Genomic DNA, 21,678 nt, shown 5'->3' on the forward strand with positions numbered 1-21,678 from the left:
GACCGGGTTAGACACGGTCGCGAACGATCCGTGACTTCCATGGTGTACCCGAGAGCCCTCTCAGGCAAACCCACACGCCCCACCTTACGCCGAATGGGGTGCGCCTATGCTCAAGGATGTGGAAAACCACTCCTTGCCGCGCACAGCCGCCTTCTTTGACCTGGACAAGACGGTCATTGCGAAGTCGAGCACACTCACGTTCAGCAAGTCGTTCTACCAAGGCGGTCTGATCAACCGCAGGGCGGTCCTGCGTACCGCATACGCCCAGTTCGTGTTCCTCGCCGGCGGCGCGGATCACGACCAGATGGAGCGGATGCGCAAGTATCTCTCCGCCCTGTGCCGAGGCTGGAACGTCCAGCAGGTCAAGGAGATCGTCGCCGAGACGCTGCACGACCTCATCGACCCGATCATCTACGACGAGGCCGCCACCCTCATCGAGCAGCACCACACCGCGGGACGCGACGTCGTGATCGTCTCCACGTCGGGTGCCGAGGTGGTCGAACCGATCGGCGAGCTCCTGGGCGCCGACCGGGTCGTGGCCACCCGTATGGTCGTCGGGGACGACGGGTGCTTCACCGGCGAGGTGGAGTACTACGCGTACGGCCCGACCAAGGCCGAGGCGATCCGGGAACTGGCCGCGTCCGAGGGCTACGACCTGGCCCGTTGTTACGCCTACAGCGATTCGGCGACCGATGTGCCGATGCTGGAGTCCGTGGGTCATCCGCATGCCGTGAACCCGGACCGCGCCCTGCGCCGCGAGGCCCTGGCACGCGAGTGGCCGATCCTCGACTTCCACCGGCCGGTACGGCTAAAACAGCGCATCCCCGCGCTCTCCGTGCCGCCGCGCCCCGCCCTGGTCGCGGCGGCCGCCATAGGAGCCGCGGCGGCCACCGCGGGCCTCGTCTGGTACGCCAGCCGGCGCCGCGCTTCGGTGGCCTGACCGCCCGCCTCCGCGGTCCGGGCGGCGACACATCTACCGTGTTCGTCGCACCGACGCCCGTTTTGCATGTCTTTGAACGCAAAAGTAAAGAAGCAGACCCATGCCTTCCGCTTACTGCGAAGCCGGAGTACAAAGGACTTAACGGCCCGCGAGACCAAGGACATCCGAGAGGATGACCTTTACAACGCATTTGGCCCCACGGACCGAGCATGAATACCGGGCACCCACGCGACGTCGACCCGTCGATTACGGGCCAGCCGCACCAGGTGACGGGCAAAGTTCCCGACCTGATGGGCATATACCGAGGACGCTTGGTAACCCGGTGGACATGCCAGCGGCGGTACGAGTAGTCGTACCGCCGCATCTCTGTGCGACCCTTGGCCGCGCCCTTTCACACCGTCCCGTTCACGCCGCTCCGCGCTGCAGGGCCTCGCACACCGCCGTCGACTCGCGGGCCCCGAGCTCGACCGCCCGCCCGCAGTGGGCGATCCAGGCGGCCACTCCCTCAGGCGTTCCGGAGACATAGCCCTCCAGCGCCGCCAGATACGCCTCGCGCCCCAGCTCGGCGTGTCCGACCTCGGCGGGGCAGACGGACTTGGGGTCGAGTCCGCTGCCGACCAGCACGATGCGTTCGGCCGCGCGGGCGACCAGCCCGTTGTGGGAGGTGAAGGGACGCAGCGCGAGGAGCTCACCGTGCACAACGGCAGCCGTCACCAGCGCAGGTGCGGAGCCGCCCGCGATGATGAGCCCGGACAGCCCGTCCAGCCGGCCGTGCGCCTCCGCCGCGCCCGGCAGGGGAAGCCCGATCAGGGGCTCGTCGACCGGATCGCCCTCCTGCCGGGGCCGCCCCACCTGCTCGGCCTTGTCAGCGGCCGCGACCAGGTGCAGCCGGGCCAGCACGCGCAGCGGCGACTGCCGCCAGATGGACAGCAGCTGCCCCGCCTCGGCCGTCAGGCGCAGGGCCGCGCCCACCGTGCGCGCCTGGTCGTCGCCGCTGAAGTCAGTGCGCCGGCGCACCTCCTCGAGGGCCCAGTCCGCGCCCGCCAGCGCCGCCGAGCCACGGGCACCGCGCAGCGCCGCCTCGGAGGTGATCTCGTTGCTGCGCCGTCGCATGACCCGGTGGCCGTAGACCCGGTCCACGGCCTTGCGCACGGTCTCCACGGAATCGGCCACACCGGGCAAGGCACCCAGGGCCGCGAGCGGATCGGCGGTCGCGCCTGTCGTACTCATGAGTACGACCCTACGCACCCAGGGCGCCCGCCCCACGTTGGAGTGGTCTTCTTCACGCCCGACTGTCACCGACCGCCATGGAGCCATTACTGTTGGTGAACATGAAAACTGCTTTCGTGGGCAAGGGCGGCAGCGGAAAGACGACCCTGTCCTCCCTGTTCATCCGTCATCTCGCGGCCTGCGGTGCTCCGGTGATCGCGGTCGACGCCGACATCAACCAGCATCTCGGGGCCGCGCTGGGCCTCGACGAGACAGTGGCGGCCGGTCTGCCGGCGATGGGCGACCATCTTCCGCTGATCAAGGAATACCTGCGCGGCAGCAACCCGCGCATCGCGTCCGCGGAGACGATGATCAAAACGACACCTCCGGGCGAGGGTTCCCGGCTGCTCCGGGTATGTGAGGAGAACCCGGTCTACGACGCCTGCGCACGTCCGGTGGAACTCGACGGCGGAGCCGTCCGTTTGATGGTCACCGGCCCCTTCACCGACGCCGACCTGGGGGTCGCCTGCTACCACTCCAAGACCGGAGCGGTGGAGCTGTGCCTGAACCACCTCGTCGACGGCCCCGACGAGTACGTCGTGGTCGACATGACCGCCGGCTCCGACTCGTTCGCCTCCGGCATGTTCACCCGCTTCGACATCACGTTCCTCGTGGCCGAGCCGACCCGGAAGGGGATCTCCGTCTACCGCCAGTACAAGGAGTACGCCCGGGACTTCGACGTCGTCCTGAAGGTCATCGGCAACAAGGTGCAGGGGCCTGACGATCTCGACTTCCTCCGCGCGGAGGTCGGGGACGACCTGCTGGTGACCGTGGGGCACTCGGACTGGGTGCGGTCCCTGGAGAAGGGCCGGCCGCCCCGGTTCGGCCTCCTGGAGGAAGCCAACCGGCACGCCCTGCACCTCATGCGGTCGGCGGCAGACGCGACGTACGAACTGCGCGACTGGGACCGCTACACCCGCCAGATGGTGCACTTCCATCTGAAGAACGCCCGGTCGTGGGGGAACGAGCGGACGGGGGCCGACCTGGCCGCCCAGGTCGACCCCGATTTCGTGCTGGGCGACACCGTCACGACGTCCGCCTGACGTTCACCCGTTCGCCGCCGGGGACCCGGGCGCCCCCTTGGGCGCCGGGGCGGGGCCGCCGCCCAGGAAGGACTTCCAGCCCTTCTCCGGGGCCTCGCCGACGCCCAGCGAGCGCAGCTTCTTCAAGGTGGCCGGGTCCTGGGCGTCGAGCCAGTCCACCAGTTGCCGGAAGGAGACACAGCGGACGCCGGCCTTGGGGCACACCGTCTCGATGACCTCCTCGACGGCACGCATGTACGTGCCGCCGTTCCAGGACTCGAAGTGGTTGCCGATGATCAGGGGCGCCCGGTTGCCCTTGTAGGCCCGTGCGAAGCCCCGGAGCAGGCCGTCGCGCATCTGGTCGCCCCAGAGTTCATGCTTGGCCGGGTCGCCCTGGGTGGTGGTGCCGGACTGGCTGGCCATGAAGTTGTAGTCCATGGTGAGCTGTTCGAAGGAGTGCCCGGGGAAGGGCACGAGCTGCATCGACAGGTCCCACAGTCCTCGCTTCTTCTTCGGCCACACCTGTTTGTTGATACCGCTGGTGTCGTAACGGAAGCCCAGATCGCGAGCGGCCTTCACGAAGTTCTTCCGCCCCTCGAGACAGGGGGTGCGGGCGCCGATGAGCTCCTTGTCGTAGTCGAAGGGCAGCGGGGCCGCGTCCTTCATGCCGGCGTTGGTCTTCCAGGTCTGCACGAAGCGCTTGGCCTGGGCGATCTCGTCCTTCCAGTCCGCCACCGACCATTCGCCCACCCCACCGTCGCTGCCGCAGAAGTGCCCGTTGAAGTGGGTGCCGATCTCGTTGCCCTCGAGCCAGGCCAGCCGCAGTTGCTTCACGGTGTCGGCGATGCCCTGCCGGTCGTTGAAGCCGATGTCGGAGCGCCCTGGGGAGTGCTTCGGCGGCTCGTACAGATCGCGCTTCTCCTCCGGGAGCAGATAGACGCCGCTCAGGAAGTACGTCATGGTCGCGTCGTTCCTCTTGGCGACCTTGCGGAAACGGGAGAAGAGCTTCTGGCCGTCCTCGCCCGCACCGTCCCAGGAGAAGACGACGAACTGCGGAGGCTTTTTACCGGGCTTCAGCCGCTCGGGCCGCGGCAGGTGCGGCTGGGCCCCGGTATAGGCGGTGGAGCCGTCCCCGATCAGCCGCAGGCCGCTCTTGGGTGCCGGGGCCGGCTGGACCTTCCCCTGCTCGCCGGTGGTGTCGGCGCCTGCCCCGCAGGCGGTGAGGGAGGCGGCGCAGACAGCGGCGATCACCATGCCCGCGGCGATTCTGTGCGTGGCGGCCATCCGCCCACCTTCTTCCTTCTCTCGGGCTGAGCTCGACGAGGGCGATGTCGGTGCCGTGCCGGTCCTTTCCGACGGCGGCGCCAACGTCGCACGGAAGAGAGAAGGAATTAATACGACGAGCCGATGAAACAGCTGCTTCACTCGCCAGAGTGATAACTTCCCCCATTTGCCCGGAAAGTCTATGCCAGCCCTTTACTCCGAATTACGATCCGTTTACTGATTGTGCTCACATCCCGCCGTTCTGGGGCCGTGCGCCCACGGCCGCGACCGCCCTGCCGCCGACGGGCCACCAGTTACGCGACCGCGCAGACTCGAAGGAGACGGGACCCCATGTCAGCCTGCGTTCCAGCCCGCGCCGCCGACTCGGACCACACCGAGCGCGCCCACCCACCCCACAGCCCGCCGCGGCGCGGCCCCCGGAGTTTCCGCATCGCGGGCGCCGATGTGTCGGCCGCGGTCGCGGTCTTCCTGATCGCCCTCCCCTTGTCCCTGGGCATCGCCCTCGCCACCGGCGCTCCGCTCCAGGCCGGTCTGGTCGCCGCCGCCGTGGGCGGAGTCGTCGCCGGGCGGATCGGCGGCTGCCCACTCCAGGTCAGCGGTCCGGCCGCGGGACTCACCGTCGTCACCGCCGACCTCATCCAGCAGTACGGATGGCGGACGACCTGCGCCATCACCGTCCTCGCCGGCCTCTCCCAGCTCGGCCTCGGCTGTCTGCGCGTGGCCCGCGGAGCGCTCGCCGTGAGCCCCGCGATCGTTCACGGAATGCTGGCCGGCATCGGCGTCACCATCGCCGTCGCCCAGCTGCACATCGTCCTCGGCGGCACCCCGCAGAGCTCCGTCCCCGACAACCTCCGTGCGCTCCCCGCCCAGTTGGCGGACCTGGACCCCGCGGCCCTCTCGGTGAGCGTGCTGACCCTGACCCTGCTGCTGCTCTGGCCGCGGCTCCCCGGCCGGACCGGACGCCTGCTGCGTGCGGTTCCGGCCGCGCTCGTCGCCGTCGCCGGAGCCACCGCGATCGCCGCCTCGGCCGGCCTCGTCCTGCCCAAGGTGGACCTGCCGTCCTGGCGCAACCACGCCCTGGCCGGACTGCCCGAGGGCCCGGTGCTCGGCCTGGCGGCCGCCGTGCTCACCACCACACTGGTCTGCAGCGTTCAGTCACTGCTCGGCGCGGTGGCCGTGGACAAGCTGGTGTCCGGCCGCCCCGGCCCGGGCCACGTCGGGCGGTCCGACCTGGACCGCGAACTGCTCGGACAGGGCGCGGCCAACATCGTCTCCGGCTCGCTCGGCGGGCTGCCCGTGGCCGGGGTCGCGGTGCGCAGTTCAGCGAATGTCCATGCGGGTGCGGTGAGCCGGAACTCCACGATGCTGCACGGCGTTCTGGTAGTAGTCGCCGCGCTGCTGATGGTTCCGCTCCTGGAGTTCATCCCCCTCGCCTCACTCGCCGCCCTGGTGATGGCCGTCGGCATCCAGATGGTGTCCCTGCACCACATCCGCACGGTGACCCGCCACCGGGAAGTGCTCGTCTACGCCGTGACCACCCTCGGCGTCGTGTCCCTGGGCGTTCTGGAAGGTGTGGCCTGTGGGATCGCCGTGGCCGTCGGCGTGGCCCTGCACCGCCTCACCCGCACCCGCATCACCCACCAGGAACAGGAAGGAGTCCATCACGTACATGTCAGAGGGCAGTTGACGTTCCTCGCGGTGCCACGGCTCAGCCGCGCGCTGCATCTCGTACCCCAAGGGGCCGACGTCGTGGTGGCGCTGGACGGCTCCTTCATGGACCACGCGGCGTACGAGACGCTGCAGGACTGGCAGAGCACCCACACCGCGCGGGGCGGCACCGTCAAGATCACCGGCCGCCGCGCCGGCGTCCGGATCGCCGAACCCGCCGCCCTCACCTCGGAGCATCCCGCCGAGGGCCCCGAGGAGGCCGAGCCATCCCACTCCGACTGCCGTTGCCGGCCCTGGACCGCCTGGCGCAACCACCAGTGCGAACGCCCGCGCCCCGTGCCGGACGTCGACCGGCCGCCGGGCACGGCCGACAGCAGGGAAGGGAGAGACACGAAGGAACGAGCAGACCGTACGAACGGGACCGTCGAGGGCGAGCCGGAGCGGGACGGCACCGGGGGCAGCCAACTGGTGCGCGGCATCAGCGCGTTCCAGCGCAACACCGCCCCGCTGGTACGCGGTGAGCTGGCCCGGCTGGCACGCGAGGGGCAGCGGCCGGCGCAACTGTTCCTTACCTGCGCCGACTCACGGGTGGTCACCTCCATGATCACGTCGAGTGGTCCGGGGGACCTGTTCGTGGTGCGCAACGTCGGCAATCTCGTGCCGCCGCCGGGCGCGGAGAGCGGCGACGACTCGGTGGCGGCCGCCATCGAGTACGCCGTGGACGTACTGGCGGTGCGCTCGATCACGGTGTGCGGGCACTCGGGCTGTGGCGCGATGCAGGCACTGCTGGCCTCGGAACCGGGCGGCGACCGTACGTCGCTGAGACGCTGGCTGCGGCACGGGCGGCCGAGCCTGGAGCATCTGGGCGACGCGAGCGGGCCCGCGCCGCGGCTGACCGGCAGGGCGGTCGCCGACGCGGTGGAGGAGCTCTGCCTGGCGAACGTGGTGCAGCAGCTGGAGCATCTGCGTGCCCATGAATCGGTGGCCCGGGCCCTGAAGGACAAGGCCCTGGAGCTGCACGGGCTGTACTTCCATGTGGGTGAGGCCCAGGCGTATCTGCTCACCGAGCGGGGCAGGGAGAGGGTGTTCGAACGGGTCCGGGCCGTGGACCTGGCGACGTGAGGTGGCGCGTCCCGATGTGAGAGGCGTTACACCCCTTGAACCGGCATGCTCCCGGCCCCGTGGGAAGGGGTGTCGCACAGCGCACCACACCACCCGACAGGTCTAAACCAATTTTCCGTCGGCCCTTGTCAGCGCACCCCCGGGTCTGATGAGCTGTGGCCTGGGACACAACGGACACCCTGGGAAAGGCAGATGCCGTGAGCAATGAAAGCCTGGCCAACCTCATGAAGGAGGAGCGTCGCTTCACGCCCCCCGCCGACCTGGCCGCGAACGCCAACGTCACGGCGGAGGCGTATGAACAGGCCAAGGCTGACAGGCTCGGCTTCTGGGCCGAGCAGGCCCGCCGGCTGACCTGGGCCACCGAGCCCACCGAGACCCTGGACTGGTCGAACCCGCCGTTCGCCAAGTGGTTCCAGGACGGCGAGCTCAACGTCGCCTACAACTGCGTGGACCGTCATGTGGAGGCCGGGCACGGCGACCGGGTCGCGATCCACTTCGAGGGCGAGCCGGGCGACAGCCGCGCCATCACCTACGCCCAGCTCCAGGACGAGGTCTCCAAGGCCGCCAATGCCCTGCTGGAGCTGGGGGTCCAGAAGGGCGATCGGGTCGCCGTCTACATGCCGATGATCCCCGAGACGGCCGTCGCGATGCTGGCCTGCGCCCGCATCGGCGCCGCGCACTCCGTGGTCTTCGGCGGCTTCTCGGCGGACGCGCTGGCGACCCGTATCCAGGACGCCGACGCGCGTGTCGTCATCACCGCCGACGGCGGCTACCGGCGCGGCAAGCCCTCCGCGCTGAAGCCGGCCGTGGACGAGGCCGTCAGCCGCGTGGACAGCGCCGAGCACGTCCTCGTCGTCCGCCGCACCGGCCAGGACGTCGCCTGGACCGAGGGCCGGGACGTGTGGTGGCACGACCTCATGGAGCGCCAGAGCGCCGACCACACCCCGCAGGCGTTCGGGGCGGAGCACCCGCTGTTCATCCTCTACACCTCGGGCACCACGGGTAAGCCGAAGGGCATCCTGCACACCTCCGGCGGCTACCTGACCCAGGTCGCCTCCACGCACTGGTCGGTCTTCGACCTCAAGCCCGAGACCGACGTGTACTGGTGCACGGCCGACGTCGGCTGGGTCACCGGCCACTCGTACATCGTCTACGGACCGCTCGCCAACGGCGCCACCCAGGTCATGTACGAGGGCACCCCGGACACCCCGCACCAGGGCCGCTTCTGGGAGATCGTGCAGAAGTACGGCGTGACGATCCTCTACACGGCACCCACCGCGATCCGGACGTTCATGAAGTGGGGCGACGACATCCCCGCGAAGTTCGACCTGTCGTCCCTGCGGGTGCTGGGCTCCGTCGGTGAGCCGATCAACCCCGAGGCGTGGATCTGGTACCGCAAGAACATCGGCGGGGACCGCACCCCGGTGGTGGACACCTGGTGGCAGACCGAGACCGGCGGCATCATGATCTCCCCGCTGCCGGGCGTGACCAACGCCAAGCCGGGCTCCGCCCAGACCCCGCTGCCCGGAATCGCCGCGACCGTCGTCGACGACGAGGCGAACGAGGTGCCCGACGGCGGCGGCGGCTATCTGGTCCTCACCGAGCCGTGGCCGTCGATGCTGCGCACCATCTGGGGCGACGACCAGCGGTTCATCGATACCTACTGGTCGCGCTTCGAGGGCAAGTACTTCGCCGGCGACGGCGCCAAGAAGGACCACGACGGCGACATCTGGCTGCTCGGCCGGGTCGACGACGTGATGCTGGTGTCCGGGCACAACATCTCCACCACCGAGGTCGAGTCCGCGCTGGTCTCCCACCCCTCGGTCGCCGAGGCGGCCGTGGTCGGCGCGACGGACGAGACGACCGGCCAGGCGATCGTCGCCTTCGTGATCCTGCGCGGCACGGCGGCGGAGACCGAGGACCTCGTCGGCGAGCTGCGCAACCACGTGGGCGCCACCCTCGGCCCGATCGCCAAGCCCAAGCGGATCCTGCCGGTGGCCGAGCTGCCGAAGACCCGCTCCGGCAAGATCATGCGGCGCCTCCTCCGCGACGTCGCGGAGAACCGCCAGCTGGGAGACGTCACCACCCTGACGGACTCCACGGTCATGGACCTCATCCAGGTCAAGCTGCCCCAGGCGCCCAGCGAAGACTGAGCCGGCACCGGTGCGAGCACGTCCGGGGCGCCCCACCGCTGCGTGGGGCGCCCCGAGGCGCGCCTGTGCGCCCCGAGCGCACGCTGGCTAGACTAAGTAAAAAAGCTGTCTCATGGGGCGCCGGGAAGTCTGGTCGGCACACGATTCGTGCTGCCCGTCGATCAGAGGAACACCCGTGACCGCGCCCCGCACCCCCCGCAAGGCCTTCGGATATCTCTCGCTGCCCGAGCGCTCCTACGTCGCGGACGCGCTGCGCACCGAGACGGTCGGCGGCGTACTCCTGCTGCTGGCCGCCGTCGCCTCGCTGATCTGGGCCAACGTACCCGCGCTGCAGGACAGCTACGAGAGCGTCAGCCACTTCCACTTCGGCCCCGAGGCGCTCGGGCTGAACCTGTCCGTGGAGCACTGGGCCGCCGACGGGCTGCTCGCGATCTTCTTCTTCGTCGCGGGCGTCGAGCTCAAACGCGAACTCGTCGCCGGCGACCTGCGCGACCCCAGAGCCGCCGCACTCCCGGTCGTCGCCGCCCTCTGCGGCATGGCGGCACCAGCTCTCGTCTACACGTTCACCAGCGGCGTGGGCGGCGGCTCCCTCGCCGGCTGGGCCGTGCCCACCGCCACCGACATCGCCTTCGCGCTCGCCGTGCTCGCCGTCATCGGCACCTCCCTGCCGAGCGCGCTGCGCGCCTTCCTGCTCACCCTCGCCGTCGTCGACGACCTGTTCGCCATCCTGATCATCGCAATCTTCTTCACCGACCAGTTGAACTTCGCGGCGCTCGGCGGCGCCGCCGCGGGCCTGGCCGTCTTCTGGCTGCTGCTGCGCAAGGGCGTACGCGGCTGGTACGTGTACGTGCCGCTGGCGCTGATCGTGTGGGCGCTGATGTACAACAGCGGCATCCACGCCACCATCGCCGGTGTCGCCATGGGCCTGATGCTGCGCTGCCACCGCCGCGAGGGCGAGGAGCACTCGCCGGGTGAGCACATCGAGCATCTCGTGCGGCCGCTCTCCGCGGGCCTCGCGGTCCCGCTGTTCGCTCTGTTCAGCGCGGGCGTTGCGGTCTCCGGCAGCGCCCTCGCGGAGGTCTTCACCCAGCCCGAGACGCTCGGCGTCGTCCTCGGGCTCGTCGTCGGCAAGACGCTCGGCATCTTCGGCGGCACATGGCTGACGGCCCGTTTCACCAGGGCGTCGCTCAGCGACGAGCTCGCCTGGGCGGACGTGTTCGCGGTGGCGACCCTGGCCGGGATCGGCTTCACCGTCTCGCTGCTCATCGGGGAACTCGCCTTCGAGGGCGACGCGGCGATGACGGACAGCGTGAAGGCGGCCGTGCTGACCGGCTCGCTGATCGCCACCGCCGTCGCCGGCGTCCTGCTGAAAATGCGGAACGCCACGTACCGCAGGCTGACCGAGGAGGAGGAGCGCGACGAGGACCTGAGCGGCGTCCCGGACGTCTACGAACAGGACGACCCGGCGTACCACCTGCGCATGGCGGAGATCCACGAACGGAAGGCCGCCGACCACCGGCGACTCGCCCGGGAAAAGGCCGCCGAGCGAGACGCGCTTGCCGAAGTGACGAGCGGGGCAAGCGATGAGGACCACGGTCCGGCATGATCTGACGAGACGGTACAAAAGACTGACAGCGTACGCGCAGGCACGAGGAACGTACGCAGGACGTACGCAGGAGAGGGAGACCGCGATGAGCGCACCCGACGGCAGCCCGGTCGGCGCCGAACGCAGCATCGGCCAGTTGTTCGCCTCGGCGACGGCTGACATGTCGGCGCTGGTGCACGACGAGATCGCGCTGGCGAAGGCGCAGCTCAAGCAGGACGTCAAGCGGGGCGCCACCAGCGGCGGCGCGTTCACGGCGGCCGGAGTGCTGCTGCTGTTCTCCCTGCCGATGCTGAACTTCGCCCTCGCCTACGGCATCCGCACCTGGAGCGAGTGGAACCTCGCGCTCTGCTTCCTGCTGTCCTTCGCCGCGAACGTACTGATCGCCCTCGTCCTCGCGCTGATCGGCATCACCTTCGCCAAGAAGGCGAAGAAGAGCCGCGGTCCGCAGAAGGTCGCCGCCTCGATGAAGGAGACGGCCGGCGTGCTGCAGAAGGCCAAGCCGCACCCGCGTCCCGCCCTGCCGGAGGACCGGGTCCCCCAGGCCATCGAGGGTGTGGCACGCTCGTCCTCATGACGGGCTCCTTCGTCCCTTTGGGGCAATCTCCATCGGCGCAACCCCCTTCGGTCGTACGCCTCGACATCCCCGGCGGCTCAGGGCTCATCCACCGGGACGTCGCCGCCAACGGCGCCCGCTTCCACATCGCGGAGCTGGGCGACGGCCCCCTGGTGCTGCTGCTGCACGGTTTCCCGCAGTTCTGGTGGACCTGGCGGCACCAGCTGACGGCGCTCGCCGACGCCGGCTTCCGGGCCGTCGCCATGGACCTGCGGGGGGTCGGCGGCAGCGACCGCACGCCCCGCGGTTACGACCCGGCCAATCTCGCGCTGGACATCACCGGGGTGATCCGCTCCCTCGGCGAGCCGGACGCCGCGCTGGTCGGCCACGACCTGGGCGGATACCTGGCCTGGACGGCGGCGGCGATGCGCCCCAAGCTCGTACGGCGGCTGGCGGTGGCGTCCATGCCGCATCCCCGGCGCTGGAGGTCGGCGATGGTCTCCGACGCCAGGCAGTCGGCCGCGATGTCCCACATCTGGGGGTTCCAGCGGCCATGGATCCCGGAGCGGCAGCTCACCGCGGACGACGGTGCGCTGGTGGCGAAGCTCATCCAGGACTGGTCGGGCCCGCACCTGCCGGACGAGAAGGCGCTGGAGAACTACCGGCGGGCCATGTGCATTCCCTCCACGGCGCACTGCTCGATCGAGCCGTATCGCTGGATGGTGCGTTCACTGGCCCGTCCGGACGGCATCCAGTTCAACCGGCGGATGAAGCGGCCGGTGCGGGTGCCGACGCTGCATCTGCACGGCTCACTGGACCCGGTGGTGCGCACGCGCAGCGCCGCCGGCTCCGGGCAGTACGTCGAAGCGCCCTACCGCTGGCGGCTGTTCGACGGGCTGGGGCACTTCCCGCACGAAGAGGACCCGGTCAGTTTCTCGACCGAACTGATCAACTGGCTGAAGGATCCGGAGCCGGATCGGTAACCGGACGACCGCTGTCGGTGCCGCTCCCGGCACCCACCCCCTGAACGCTTGTCCGACGAACGCCAATTGCCCGGCGCATACGCCAATTGGCCGCCCACAAAGCGGTTATCGACCATGAGCCGGGGGCACACGTCGGGGTATGGGCTGGACGCACGACTACAGTGACGCAAGCCGCAATCGCCGCTCGGCGGGCGGTGTGGGTTCCCACCAGCGAGGTGGTGCACCACAGATGGCGACTACGGACCTCAGGGTGGGAATCCCGCGCATCCTCCGCCGCCGGGCCCGCTGGGTCTCGGTCCGGCTGCGTCACCCGCGCGGCTGACGATCCGTACGCCCGTTCGCGACTCCTAGAGCGCGCAGCTGTCGCTGTCCACCTCCTGGTTGGCGCTGCGGCCCTTGGCGATGTCCTCCCGGATCTCGTCCACGGTGAGCGCGTAACCCGTCTCCGCGTCGTCGAGGGACTTCGCGAACACCACGCCGGAGACCTTGCCGTCCGGGGTGAGCAGCGGGCCGCCCGAGTTCCCCTGACGGACCGTCGCGAACAGCGAGTACACATCACGGCGGACCGTGCCGCGGTGGTAGATGTCGGGGCCGTTCGCCGTGATGCGTCCGCGCAGGCGCGCGGCGCGGACGTCGTATGCCCCGTTCTCCGGGAAACCGGCGACGATGGCGCTGTCGCCGCTGCTCGCGTCCTCGGTCGTGAAGCGCAGCGCGGGCGCCTTCAGGTCGGGTACGTCGAGGACGGCGATGTCGCGCTTCCAGTCGTAGAGGACGACGGTGGCGTCGTACTTCCTGCCCTCGCCGCCTATCTGCACGGTCGGCTCGTCGACGCCGCCCACGACATGCGCGTTGGTCATGATGCGGCGCTCGTCGAAGACGAAGCCGGTGCCCTCCAGGACCTTGCCGCAACTCGGGGCGGTTCCCATCACCTTGACGATGGAGCGCTGCGCACGAAGGGCGACGGGGCTGCCCGCCAGGGCCGGGTCCGGGGGCCGGACGTCGGTGATCGGCTCGTTGGCGAAGGGGCTGAAGACCTGCGGAAAACCGTTCTGCGCGAGGACCGAGGAGAAGTCGGCGAACCAGGTGTCGGCCTGGTCGGGCAGCGCCCGCGAGACCCCGAGCAGCACCTTGGAGTTGCGGACCTCCTTGCCCAGCGTCGGCAGCGTCGTGCCGGCCAGGGCGGAACCGATCAGCCAGGCGACCAGGAGCATCGCGACGACGTTGACCAGGGCACCGCCCGTCGCGTCCAGCGCACGGGCCGGCGACCAGGTGATGAAGCGGCGCAGTCTGTTGCCGAGATGGGTGGTCAGGGCCTGGCCGACGGAGGCGCAGACTATGACCACGACGACGGCGACGACGGCCGCCGTCGTACCGACTTCGGAGCCGTCCGTCATGGCGTCCCAGATGACGGGCAGCAGATAGACGGCGACGAGACCGCCGCCCAGGAATCCGATCACCGACAGGATGCCGACGACGAAGCCCTGCCGGTAGCCGACGACGGCGAACCACACGGCGGCGACCAGCAACAGGATGTCCAGCACGTTCACCGCTTCAAGCCTCGCCTCGTCGTACCCAGCACGGCGCCCACCCTGTCATGACCGCCAGTCCAGCGGGACCTGCTTGTTCCGATCCCACGGGCGCTCCCACCCGGCGAAATGCAGCAACCGGTCGATGACACCCGCGGTGAAACCCCAGACGAGGGCGGATTCGACCAGAAATGCCGGACCCTGGTAGCCACTGGGGTGAACCGTGGTCGCCCGGTTGTCGGGATGGGTGAGGTCCGCCACGGGGACGGTGAACACCCGGGCGGTCTCGTTCGGGTCGACGACCCCCACCGGCGTGGGTATGCGCCACCAGCCCAGTACGGGGGTGACGACGAAACCGCTGACTGGGATGTAGAGCTTCGGCAGTACGCCGAAGAGCTGCACGCCCGACGGGTCGAGTCCGGTCTCCTCCTCGGCCTCGCGGAGGGCGGCGCGCAGCGGCCCGTCGCCCTGCGGGTCGCCGTCCTCGGGGTCGAGCGCGCCGCCGGGGAAGGACGGCTGCCCGGCGTGCGAGCGCAGCGAACTCGCCCGCTCCATGAGCAGCAGCTCCGGGCCGCGTTCGCCGTCGCCGAAGAGGATGAGGACGGCGGACTGGCGCCCCGTGCCGTTCTCCGGCGGCAGGAAGCGGCTCAGCTGGCGCGGCGCGACCGTCTCCACCGCGTGGACCACCGGATCCAGCCAGGAGGGCAGCCCCTCCCGGCTGAGCGTCACCGGCCCGCCCTGGGTACCGCTCGTGCGCGTCATCGCCACCCCCGTCGTCCGGCCGCGTCCCACGGATCCAACGCCCGGCGGCCCCGAGATCGTTCCGCGGGCCGCCTCGGCGTGTTCCGCTCCGTCATCCGGCCCCCAGCGGCGGGGCGGGCTTGCCGCCGGCGTCCAAGTAGGCCTGCGGGGGCTTCAGACGCTGGCCCGGGAGGCCGGCCTTTTCGTACTTGAGCAGCTTGCGCGCCTTCTCCGGGTCCGTCTCGCCCTCTCCGTACGCCGGACAGAGGTGCGCGATGGGGCAGGCGCCGCAGGCCGGCTTGCGGGCGTGGCAGATACGGCGGCCGTGCCAGATCACGCGGTGGGACAGGTCGGTCCACTCACTCTTCGGGAACAGCGCGCCGACGGCCGCCTCGATCTTGTCGGGGTCGGTCTCCGCGGTCCACTGCCAGCGGTGCACCAGCCGCTTGAAGTGCGTGTCCACGGTGATGCCGGGCTGGCCGAAGGCGTTACCGAGGACGACGAAGGCGGTCTTACGGCCCACACCGGGCAACTTGACGAGATCCTCGAGCCGGTCGGGCACCTCGCCGCCGAAGTCCTCGACGAGCGCCTTCGAAAGCCCCATCACCGCCTTGGTCTTGGCCCGGAAGAAACCGGTGGGGCGCAGGATCTCCTCCACCTCCTCCGGGTTGGCCGCGGCCAGGTCCTCGGGGGTGGGGTACCTGGCGAAGAGGGCGGGGGTCGTCTGGTTGACGCGCAGGTCGGTGGTCTGAGCCGACAGCACGGTGGCGACCAGGAGCTGGAAGGGGTTCTCGAAGTCGAGCTCCGTGTGGGCGTAGGGGTACACCTTGGCCAGCTCACGGTTGATCCGGCGCGCCCGCCGGACCAGCGCGGTACACGACTCCTCCCGGGCGGGCCGGAAGACGGGCTTCGCGGGAGCGGCCGGCACGGCCGCGGTCGCCTTCTTGGGGGCGACGAGCGGCTTCGTGGGGGCGGGGGCCTTCTTGATGAGGGCGGTGGCCTTTTTGGCGGAAGCGGGCTTCTTGGCGGATTCGGGCTTCTTGCCGGAAGCGGGTTTCATGGCGGGGGTGGTGGCTTTCTTGGCGGGGGTGGTGGCTTTCTTGGCGGAACCGGCCTTCTTCGCAGGGGCAGCGGCCTTCTTGCCGGAACCGGACTTCTTGGCAGAGGTGGTGGCCTTCTTGGCGGAAGCGGCCTTCTTGGCAGAGGCGGTGGCCTTCTTGCCGCGACCGGCGCCCTTGTCGGTGGAGCCGCCCTTGCCCGCGGGCGCGGCATCGCGCCCGGACGCCGTCCCGGCCGCCGAGGCCTTCCGCGCGGGCGTGGCCTTCTTGGCGGCGGCCCTCTCCCCCGCGGTCTCCTCGCCGCCGGGCACATGCTTGCCCGAGCCCTCCGCCCTTCCGGCGGCGGCCCTCTTCCTCGGCGCGCTCTTCTCCCCGGCCGCGTCACCCGAGGGAGCCGTCGGCCCCTCGTCCGGCCTCTTCGACGGCGAGCCCTTTGTCGCTTTCGCCGTTTCCCTACCGTCGCCGGAGCCCTGTTCGCCCACAGCGGAATCGCGACGTACTGCCACCCGTGCAGCTCCCTCGGCCTGCTCTCACCGGCGATTTGGACACTCGGCCAGCCTACGACCCGGCACCGACATCCGCCCCGGGCCTCGAAGACCGGCGTCCAATTGGACCCCTGCCGCTTACCCCGACCGGGCTGTACGGCATCCTTGTGACAGATCACACTGTTTGGACCGTCCGGCAAAATGGGCACCACGGTCCCCTGGTACGTGGGGAGCAAGATCCCCTGAGCAGGTCGACAAGGAGAGAACTCGTGGACGACGTTCTGCGGCGGAACCCGCTTTTCGCGGCGCTCGATGACGAGCAGGCCGCGGAGCTTCGCGCTTCCATGAGCGAGGTGACCCTGGCACGGGGCGACTCCCTGTTCCATGAGGGCGACCCCGGTGACCGCCTGTACGTGGTCACGGAGGGCAAGGTGAAGCTGCACCGCACGTCCCCCGACGGCCGGGAGAACATGCTCGCCGTGGTCGGTCCCGGCGAGCTGATCGGTGAGCTGTCGCTCTTCGACCCGGGCCCGCGCACCGCGACGGCCACGGCGCTGACCGAGGTCAAGCTGCTCGCCCTCGGCCACGGCGATCTGACGCCCTGGCTGAGCGCCCGCCCCGAGGTCGCCACCGCGCTGCTGCGGGCCGTGGCCCGTCGGCTGCGCAAGACCAACGACGCCATGTCGGACCTGGTCTTCTCGGACGTCCCGGGCCGTGTCGCCCGCGCCCTGCTGGACCTCTCCCGCCGCTTCGGCGTGCAGTCCGAGGAGGGCATCCACGTGGTGCACGACCTCACGCAGGAAGAGCTGGCCCAGCTGGTCGGCGCCTCCCGCGAGACGGTCAACAAGGCCCTGGCGGACTTCGCCCAGCGCGGCTGGCTCCGCCTGGAGGCCCGCGCGGTGATCCTCCTGGACGTCGAGCGCCTCGCGAAGCGCTCCCGCTGACACCCGGCAACGCCGCCGACGGAGCCCCGCTTCCCCGCCGGAAGCGGGGCTCCGTCGCGTCCGGACGTCCCCCTGCTTCCGCCGCTCCCGGAAAACCGCCTGCACGGGGCGTCCCCCGCGCGGCAGAGTGATCCGCATGGCCGACACAGCCGTACACCGCCCTGGACTGGACGCGCACGGGTACATGGCGCGCGAGGGCTCCCTCGCGCGGGTGCCGCACGCCTTCCGCCCCGTCGTCGCCGCCGCGCGGGAGCGGCTGACCGCCGCCTTCGGGTCCCGCCTGAGCGGCGCGTACCTCTACGGGTCCGTACCGCGCGGCACCGCGCGCGTGGCCCGCAGCGACCTCGACCTGCTGGTCGCGCTGCACGGCGAGCCGACCACCGGCGACCGCGACGCCGTCCGCACGCTGGAGGAGCGGCTGGACCGCGAGTTCCGCGAGGTCGACGGTGTCGGCACGCTGCTGTACAGCCGCGAGCGGTTGCTGAGCGAGCGGGAGCGGTACGACCTGGGATGGTTCGTCTCCTGCCTGTGCACGCCCCTGTCCGGCGAGGACCTCGCCACCGCCCTGCCGCGCTACCGGCCCGACTCCCTGCTCGCCCGCCAGACCAACGGGGACCTGGCCATGCTGCTCCCCCGCTGGCGCGAGCGGATCGCCGGGGCCGACGACACGGAGGAGGCCCGGCGGCCCCTGGTGCGCTTCATGTCCCGTCACCTCGTCCGGACCGGCTTCACCCTCGTCATGCCCCGCTGGAACGGCTGGACCAGCGATCTGACGGAGATGGCCGAGGCGTTCGGCGCGTACTACCCGCGGCGGGCGGCCGGGATGCGGACCGCCGCCGTCCTCGGACGCGAGCCGACCGGCGATCGCGTGGTCCTCGCCTCGTACGTCGACGACCTCAGCCCCTGGCTCGCCGAGGAGTACGCGCGCGTGCACGGCGTAAAAGGCCCCGCGCCCCGCGTGACCGATGTTTAGATGAGGCCGTGCTCCCGCAGATACTCCAGTTGGGCGCGCACGGACAGCTCCGCGGCCGGCCACAGGGAGCGGTCGACGTCGGCGTAGACGTGGGCGACGATCTCGGACGGGGTGCGGTGGCCGTCCTCCACGGCCGTCTCGACCTGGGCCAGGCGGTGGGCGCGGTGAGCGAGGTAGTACTCAATGGCGCCCTGGGCGTCGTCCAGGACGGGTCCGTGGCCGGGCAGGACCGTGTGGACGCCGTCGTCGACCGTAAGCGACCTGAGTCGGCGCAGCGTGTCCAGGTAGTCGCCAAGGCGGCCGTCTGGGTGGGCCACGACGGTCGTACCGCGGCCCAGGATGGTGTCGCCGGTGAGGACCGCCTGGTCCGCCGGGAGGTGGAAGCAGAGGGAGTCGGCGGTGTGGCCGGGTGTCGGTACGACCCTGAGCTCCAGGCCGCCGACGGTGACGACGTTCCCGGCGGCCAGCCCCTCGTCCCCGAGCCGCAGTGCCGGGTCCAGTGCCCGCACCTTCGTGCCGGTCAGCTCGGCGAACCGGGCCGCGCCTTCGGCGTGATCGGGGTGACCGTGCGTCAGGAGAGTGAGCGCGACGCGCTTGCCGGCCTGTTCCGCCGTGCCGATGACATGCCGCAGATGTCCGTCGTCCAGCGGGCCGGGGTCGACCACGACCGCCAGATCGGAGTCCGGTTCCGACAGGATCCAGGTGTTCGTGCCGTCCAGGGTCATCGCCGAGGGGTTGGGGGCGAGCACGTTCACGGCGCGCGCGGTGGCGGGTCCGGAGAGGACGCCGCCCCGTGGCTGGCCGGGCAGGGTGCTTGCGTCCGTCATGCGGGGGCTCCCCCGGTCGGGATGTGCTTGGTGAACTCGTCGTGTCCCGGCCAGGAGAGCACGATCTCGCCCTCCACCAGACGTGCGGTGGCCAGCACCGGCGTGAGGTCCCGCGCGGGAGCGGCGTCGAGCGCCTCCGCGGGCGTGGCGTACGCCGCGAGCTGACGGAGGGTCGCGATGGTCGGGGGCATCATCAGCAGTTCGCCCCGGTCGTACGCATCGGCCGCCGCGCGGGGAGTGATCCACACCGTGCGGTCGGCCTCCGTTGAGGCGTTGCGGGTGCGCTGGCCCTGCGGGAGCCTGGCGACGAAGAACCACGTGTCATAGCGGCGGGACTCGAACTCGGGGGTGATCCACCTGGTCCAGGCGCCGAGCAGGTCGGAGCGCAGGACCAGTCCGCGGCGGTCCAGGAACTCCGCGAAGGACGTCTCCCGCGCGACGAGCGCGGCACGGTCCGCCTCCCAGTCGTCGCCGGTGGTGTCACCGACCACTCCGTCCGGGGTCGGCCCGGCGAGCAGCACCCCGGCCTCCTCGTACGTCTCCCGTACGGCCGCGCAGACGATGGCCTGCGCCCCCGCCTCGTCCACACCGAGCCGGTCCGCCCACCACGCGCGCGTGGGGCCCGCCCAGCGGACGTGCCGGTCGTCGTCGCGCGGGTCGACGCCGCCGCCGGGGTAGGCGTACGCGCCGCCCGCGAAGGCCATGGACGTACGACGGCGCAGCATGTGCACGGCGGGTCCGTCGCCGGTGTCCTTGAGCAGCATGACGGTGGCCGCACGCTTCGGCGTGACCGGCGTGAGGCGACCGCCCGCGAGCGCCCGGATCCGCTCCGGCCACTCCGGGGGGTACCACTGACCGCCTGCCTGCGCATTCGCCATGGCCGGAGGCTATCCCGTGACGCCCGGATGTTCGAGTGCCCCCTGGAACGGCGGAGCAACGCCCCGCCTGGGCCCTCAGGCTGACCGCGTCCCGACCAACGTCGGCAGGGGCGGGCCACCGCCGCCTGCGCGCAACCGCCGCAGGCAACGATGCGCGCCAAACGCCACGGGGCGCACACCCGAAGGGCCGCCGAGGCCGCAACGCACCACCAATGCCAGCCCGCAGCCGACTCCACGCCCGCGACGCCACCGCTCCCGCAGCAAACCCACGGCGCCCGATCACCGACCGCCCTACGCGGTCCCGCCCGGGCCGGTGCCCGCTCGGCGCGAACCGCAGCCGCCGAAGCCACCGCCGCCCGCGCGCGGCCACCGCAGAAAACGACCCGCGCCAAACGCCACGGGGCGCACACCGAAGGCCCGCCGAGGCCGCCACGCACCACCAATGCCAGCCCGCAGCCGACTCCACGCCCGCGACGCCACCGCTCCCGCAGCAAACCCACGGCGCCCGATCACCGACCGTCCCGCCCGGGCCCGTGCCCGCTCGGCGCCGAACCACAGCCGCCGAAGCCACCGCCGCCCGCGCGCGGCAGCCGCAGAAAACTACCCGCGCCAAGCACCACGCGGCGCACACCCGAAGGCCCGCCGGAAGCCGCAACGCACCACCGATGCCGCCCCGCAGCCGACACCCGGCCGACTCCGCGCCCACAACACCGCCGACCCGGCAGCAAACCCACGGCGACCGATCACCGACCGTCCTACGCCCGTCCCGCCGGGCCCGTGCCCGCTCGGCGCCGTACCACAGCCGCCGAAGCCACCGCCGCCTGCGCACGTCCGCCGCAGGAACGACGCGCCAAGCGCCACGCGGCGCGCACCCGTAGGGCCGCCGAAGCCGGAACGCACCACCGATGTCGGCCTGCAGCCCACACCGGGCCGACTCCGCGCCCACAACACCGCCGACCCGGCAGCAAGCTCCCCTGCCCGCGTGCCCGCGTGGCCGCCGAGCCCTACGCCTCCGTCAGTTCCACCTGGATCTCGACCTCCACCGGCGCGTCCAGTGGCAGCACCGCGACGCCCACCGCGCTGCGGGCGTGGACGCCCTTGTCGCCGAGGACCTCGCCGAGCAGCTCGCTCGCGCCGTTGACGACACCCGGCTGGCCCGTGAAGTCCGCGGCCGAGGCGACGAAGCCCACGACCTTCACCACGCGCGCCACCCGGTCCAGGTCCCCGGTGACGGACTTGACCGCGGCGAGGGCGTTCAGCGCACAGGTGCGCGCCAGTTCCTTCGCCTCCTCCGCGGTGATCTCCGCGCCGACCTTGCCCGTCGTCGACAGCTTGCCGTCCACGATGGGCAGCTGCCCGGACGTATAGACGTACTGTCCCGACCGCACGGCGGGCTGGTACGCGGCCAGCGGCGGCACGACCTCCGGCAGCCGCAGACCCAGCTCGGCCAGCTTCGCCTCGACGGCGCTCATGCCTGCTTCTCGCGCTTCAGGTAGGCCACCAGCTGCTCGGGGTTGTTCGGCCCGGGCACGACCTGGACGAGCTCCCAGCCGTCGTCGCCCCAGGTGTCCAGAATCTGCTTCGTCGCGTGAACGAGCAGCGGCACAGTCGCGTATTCCCACTTGGTCATGCGGCCGACTCTAGCC

General features: G+C 71.0%; 19 protein-coding genes. 10 read left to right on the forward strand and 9 right to left on the reverse strand.

Features of this window, described 5'->3' with window-relative positions:
* Positions 1-106 precede the first annotated feature (106 nt).
* Positions 107-940 carry an HAD-IB family hydrolase gene (locus AB0L56_RS04960; RefSeq protein ID WP_361035418.1) on the forward strand — a complete coding sequence of 278 codons (834 nt, stop codon included), beginning with the start codon at positions 107-109 and terminating at the stop codon, positions 938-940.
* 405 nt (positions 941-1,345) lie between these two features.
* Here the strand turns inward: AB0L56_RS04960 and AB0L56_RS04965 are convergent, their stop codons facing one another.
* On the reverse strand, positions 1,346-2,170 hold the full coding sequence (locus tag AB0L56_RS04965; RefSeq protein WP_361035415.1) for an oxidoreductase: 825 nt from the start codon (positions 2,168-2,170) through the stop codon (positions 1,346-1,348).
* Between the two features lie 101 nt (positions 2,171-2,271).
* Between AB0L56_RS04965 and AB0L56_RS04970 the strand changes: the two genes are divergently transcribed.
* On the forward strand, positions 2,272-3,252 hold the full coding sequence (locus AB0L56_RS04970) for an ATP-binding protein (protein WP_365419068.1): 981 nt from the start codon (positions 2,272-2,274) through the stop codon (positions 3,250-3,252).
* Between the two features lie 3 nt (positions 3,253-3,255).
* Here AB0L56_RS04970 and AB0L56_RS04975 read toward each other — a convergent pair whose 3' ends face one another.
* A complete protein-coding gene (locus tag AB0L56_RS04975) occupies positions 3,256-4,515 on the reverse strand; it encodes a hypothetical protein (protein WP_365419071.1) in 1,260 nt (419 codons plus the stop codon).
* A 330-nt stretch (positions 4,516-4,845) separates the two neighbouring features.
* Here AB0L56_RS04975 and AB0L56_RS04980 point away from each other — a divergent pair, with 330 nt between their 5' ends.
* The 6 genes from AB0L56_RS04980 (at position 4,846) to AB0L56_RS05005 (ending at position 12,922) form a co-directional block, all read left to right on the forward strand.
* Positions 4,846-7,305, forward strand: coding sequence for a SulP family inorganic anion transporter (locus tag AB0L56_RS04980; protein ID WP_365419073.1), 2,460 nt, complete (start codon positions 4,846-4,848; stop codon positions 7,303-7,305).
* A gap of 197 nt (positions 7,306-7,502) precedes the next feature.
* Positions 7,503-9,458 (forward strand): acetate--CoA ligase, encoded by a 1,956-nt coding sequence (acs, locus tag AB0L56_RS04985; RefSeq protein WP_365419076.1) that lies wholly within the window; start codon positions 7,503-7,505, stop codon positions 9,456-9,458.
* Positions 9,459-9,633: 175 nt separating this feature from the next.
* On the forward strand, positions 9,634-11,064 hold the full coding sequence (nhaA, locus tag AB0L56_RS04990) for a Na+/H+ antiporter NhaA (protein ID WP_365419079.1): 1,431 nt from the start codon (positions 9,634-9,636) through the stop codon (positions 11,062-11,064).
* An 85-nt stretch (positions 11,065-11,149) separates the two neighbouring features.
* Positions 11,150-11,638, forward strand: a complete 489-nt coding sequence (locus AB0L56_RS04995) for a phage holin family protein (RefSeq protein ID WP_365419081.1) — start codon at positions 11,150-11,152, stop codon at positions 11,636-11,638.
* Positions 11,635-12,600, forward strand: coding sequence for an alpha/beta hydrolase (locus AB0L56_RS05000; protein ID WP_361035394.1), 966 nt, complete (start codon positions 11,635-11,637; stop codon positions 12,598-12,600). Before AB0L56_RS04995 ends, AB0L56_RS05000 begins: the two co-directional genes overlap by 4 nt.
* 139 nt (positions 12,601-12,739) lie before the next feature.
* Complete coding sequence (locus AB0L56_RS05005; protein ID WP_361035391.1) at positions 12,740-12,922, forward strand: hypothetical protein; 183 nt, start codon at positions 12,740-12,742, stop codon at positions 12,920-12,922.
* A gap of 25 nt (positions 12,923-12,947) precedes the next feature.
* Here the strand turns inward: AB0L56_RS05005 and AB0L56_RS05010 are convergent, their stop codons facing one another.
* From AB0L56_RS05010 to nth, 3 genes are all read right to left on the reverse strand, one after another.
* Positions 12,948-14,147: a MarP family serine protease gene (locus AB0L56_RS05010; RefSeq protein WP_365419084.1), complete on the reverse strand. Its 1,200-nt coding sequence runs from the start codon at positions 14,145-14,147 to the stop codon at positions 12,948-12,950.
* A 45-nt stretch (positions 14,148-14,192) separates the two neighbouring features.
* A complete protein-coding gene (locus AB0L56_RS05015) occupies positions 14,193-14,888 on the reverse strand; it encodes a CoA pyrophosphatase (protein ID WP_361035384.1) in 696 nt (231 codons plus the stop codon).
* A 91-nt stretch (positions 14,889-14,979) separates the two neighbouring features.
* The gene (gene nth, locus AB0L56_RS05020; RefSeq protein ID WP_365419931.1) at positions 14,980-16,236 is read right to left on the reverse strand and encodes an endonuclease III; all 1,257 of its coding nucleotides are present in this window, start codon (positions 16,234-16,236) and stop codon (positions 14,980-14,982) included.
* Positions 16,237-16,679: 443 nt separating this feature from the next.
* On the opposite strand from nth, the gene AB0L56_RS05025 reads away from it, so the two are divergent.
* The gene (locus tag AB0L56_RS05025) at positions 16,680-17,354 is read left to right on the forward strand and encodes a Crp/Fnr family transcriptional regulator (protein WP_004928297.1); all 675 of its coding nucleotides are present in this window, start codon (positions 16,680-16,682) and stop codon (positions 17,352-17,354) included.
* 136 nt (positions 17,355-17,490) lie between these two features.
* The gene (locus AB0L56_RS05030; RefSeq protein ID WP_365419088.1) at positions 17,491-18,327 is read left to right on the forward strand and encodes a nucleotidyltransferase domain-containing protein; all 837 of its coding nucleotides are present in this window, start codon (positions 17,491-17,493) and stop codon (positions 18,325-18,327) included.
* On the opposite strand, the gene AB0L56_RS05035 is transcribed toward AB0L56_RS05030, so the two are convergent.
* The 4 genes from AB0L56_RS05035 to AB0L56_RS05050 form a co-directional block, all read right to left on the reverse strand.
* Complete coding sequence (locus AB0L56_RS05035) at positions 18,324-19,154, reverse strand: MBL fold metallo-hydrolase (protein WP_365419091.1); 831 nt, start codon at positions 19,152-19,154, stop codon at positions 18,324-18,326. The genes AB0L56_RS05030 and AB0L56_RS05035 overlap by 4 nt on opposite strands.
* Positions 19,151-20,032 carry an NUDIX hydrolase gene (locus AB0L56_RS05040; protein ID WP_365419094.1) on the reverse strand — a complete coding sequence of 294 codons (882 nt, stop codon included), beginning with the start codon at positions 20,030-20,032 and terminating at the stop codon, positions 19,151-19,153. Before AB0L56_RS05040 ends, AB0L56_RS05035 begins: the two co-directional genes overlap by 4 nt.
* A gap of 1,004 nt (positions 20,033-21,036) precedes the next feature.
* Entirely contained in the window at positions 21,037-21,504 is a 468-nt protein-coding gene (locus AB0L56_RS05045) for a RidA family protein (protein WP_361036141.1), read from the reverse strand.
* A complete protein-coding gene (locus tag AB0L56_RS05050) occupies positions 21,501-21,662 on the reverse strand; it encodes a DUF4177 domain-containing protein (RefSeq protein ID WP_361036144.1) in 162 nt (53 codons plus the stop codon). Before AB0L56_RS05050 ends, AB0L56_RS05045 begins: the two co-directional genes overlap by 4 nt.
* Between the last annotated feature and the right edge of the window lie 16 nt (positions 21,663-21,678).

The organism is Streptomyces sp. NPDC052079 (assembly GCF_040680275.1).
Taxonomy (GTDB): Bacteria; Actinomycetota; Actinomycetes; order Streptomycetales; family Streptomycetaceae; genus Streptomyces.

Bases quoted from the DNA above. Each gene is read 5' to 3' on its own strand.
- AB0L56_RS04960 (WP_361035418.1), top strand. From the start codon at position 107: ATGCTCAAGGATGTGGAAAACCACTCCTTGCCGCGCACAGCCGCCTTC.
- AB0L56_RS04965 (WP_361035415.1), bottom strand. From the start codon at position 2,170: ATGAGTACGACAGGCGCGACCGCCGATCCGCTCGCGGCCCTGGGTGCC.
- AB0L56_RS04970 (WP_365419068.1), top strand. From the start codon at position 2,272: ATGAAAACTGCTTTCGTGGGCAAGGGCGGCAGCGGAAAGACGACCCTG.
- AB0L56_RS04975 (WP_365419071.1), bottom strand. From the start codon at position 4,515: ATGGCCGCCACGCACAGAATCGCCGCGGGCATGGTGATCGCCGCTGTC.
- AB0L56_RS04980 (WP_365419073.1), top strand. From the start codon at position 4,846: ATGTCAGCCTGCGTTCCAGCCCGCGCCGCCGACTCGGACCACACCGAG.
- AB0L56_RS04995 (WP_365419081.1), top strand. From the start codon at position 11,150: ATGAGCGCACCCGACGGCAGCCCGGTCGGCGCCGAACGCAGCATCGGC.
- AB0L56_RS05000 (WP_361035394.1), top strand. From the start codon at position 11,635: ATGACGGGCTCCTTCGTCCCTTTGGGGCAATCTCCATCGGCGCAACCC.
- AB0L56_RS05005 (WP_361035391.1), top strand. From the start codon at position 12,740: ATGGGCTGGACGCACGACTACAGTGACGCAAGCCGCAATCGCCGCTCG.
- AB0L56_RS05015 (WP_361035384.1), bottom strand. From the start codon at position 14,888: ATGACGCGCACGAGCGGTACCCAGGGCGGGCCGGTGACGCTCAGCCGG.
- AB0L56_RS05030 (WP_365419088.1), top strand. From the start codon at position 17,491: ATGGCCGACACAGCCGTACACCGCCCTGGACTGGACGCGCACGGGTAC.
- AB0L56_RS05035 (WP_365419091.1), bottom strand. From the start codon at position 19,154: ATGACGGACGCAAGCACCCTGCCCGGCCAGCCACGGGGCGGCGTCCTC.
- AB0L56_RS05040 (WP_365419094.1), bottom strand. From the start codon at position 20,032: ATGGCGAATGCGCAGGCAGGCGGTCAGTGGTACCCCCCGGAGTGGCCG.
- AB0L56_RS05045 (WP_361036141.1), bottom strand. From the start codon at position 21,504: ATGAGCGCCGTCGAGGCGAAGCTGGCCGAGCTGGGTCTGCGGCTGCCG.
- AB0L56_RS05050 (WP_361036144.1), bottom strand. From the start codon at position 21,662: ATGACCAAGTGGGAATACGCGACTGTGCCGCTGCTCGTTCACGCGACG.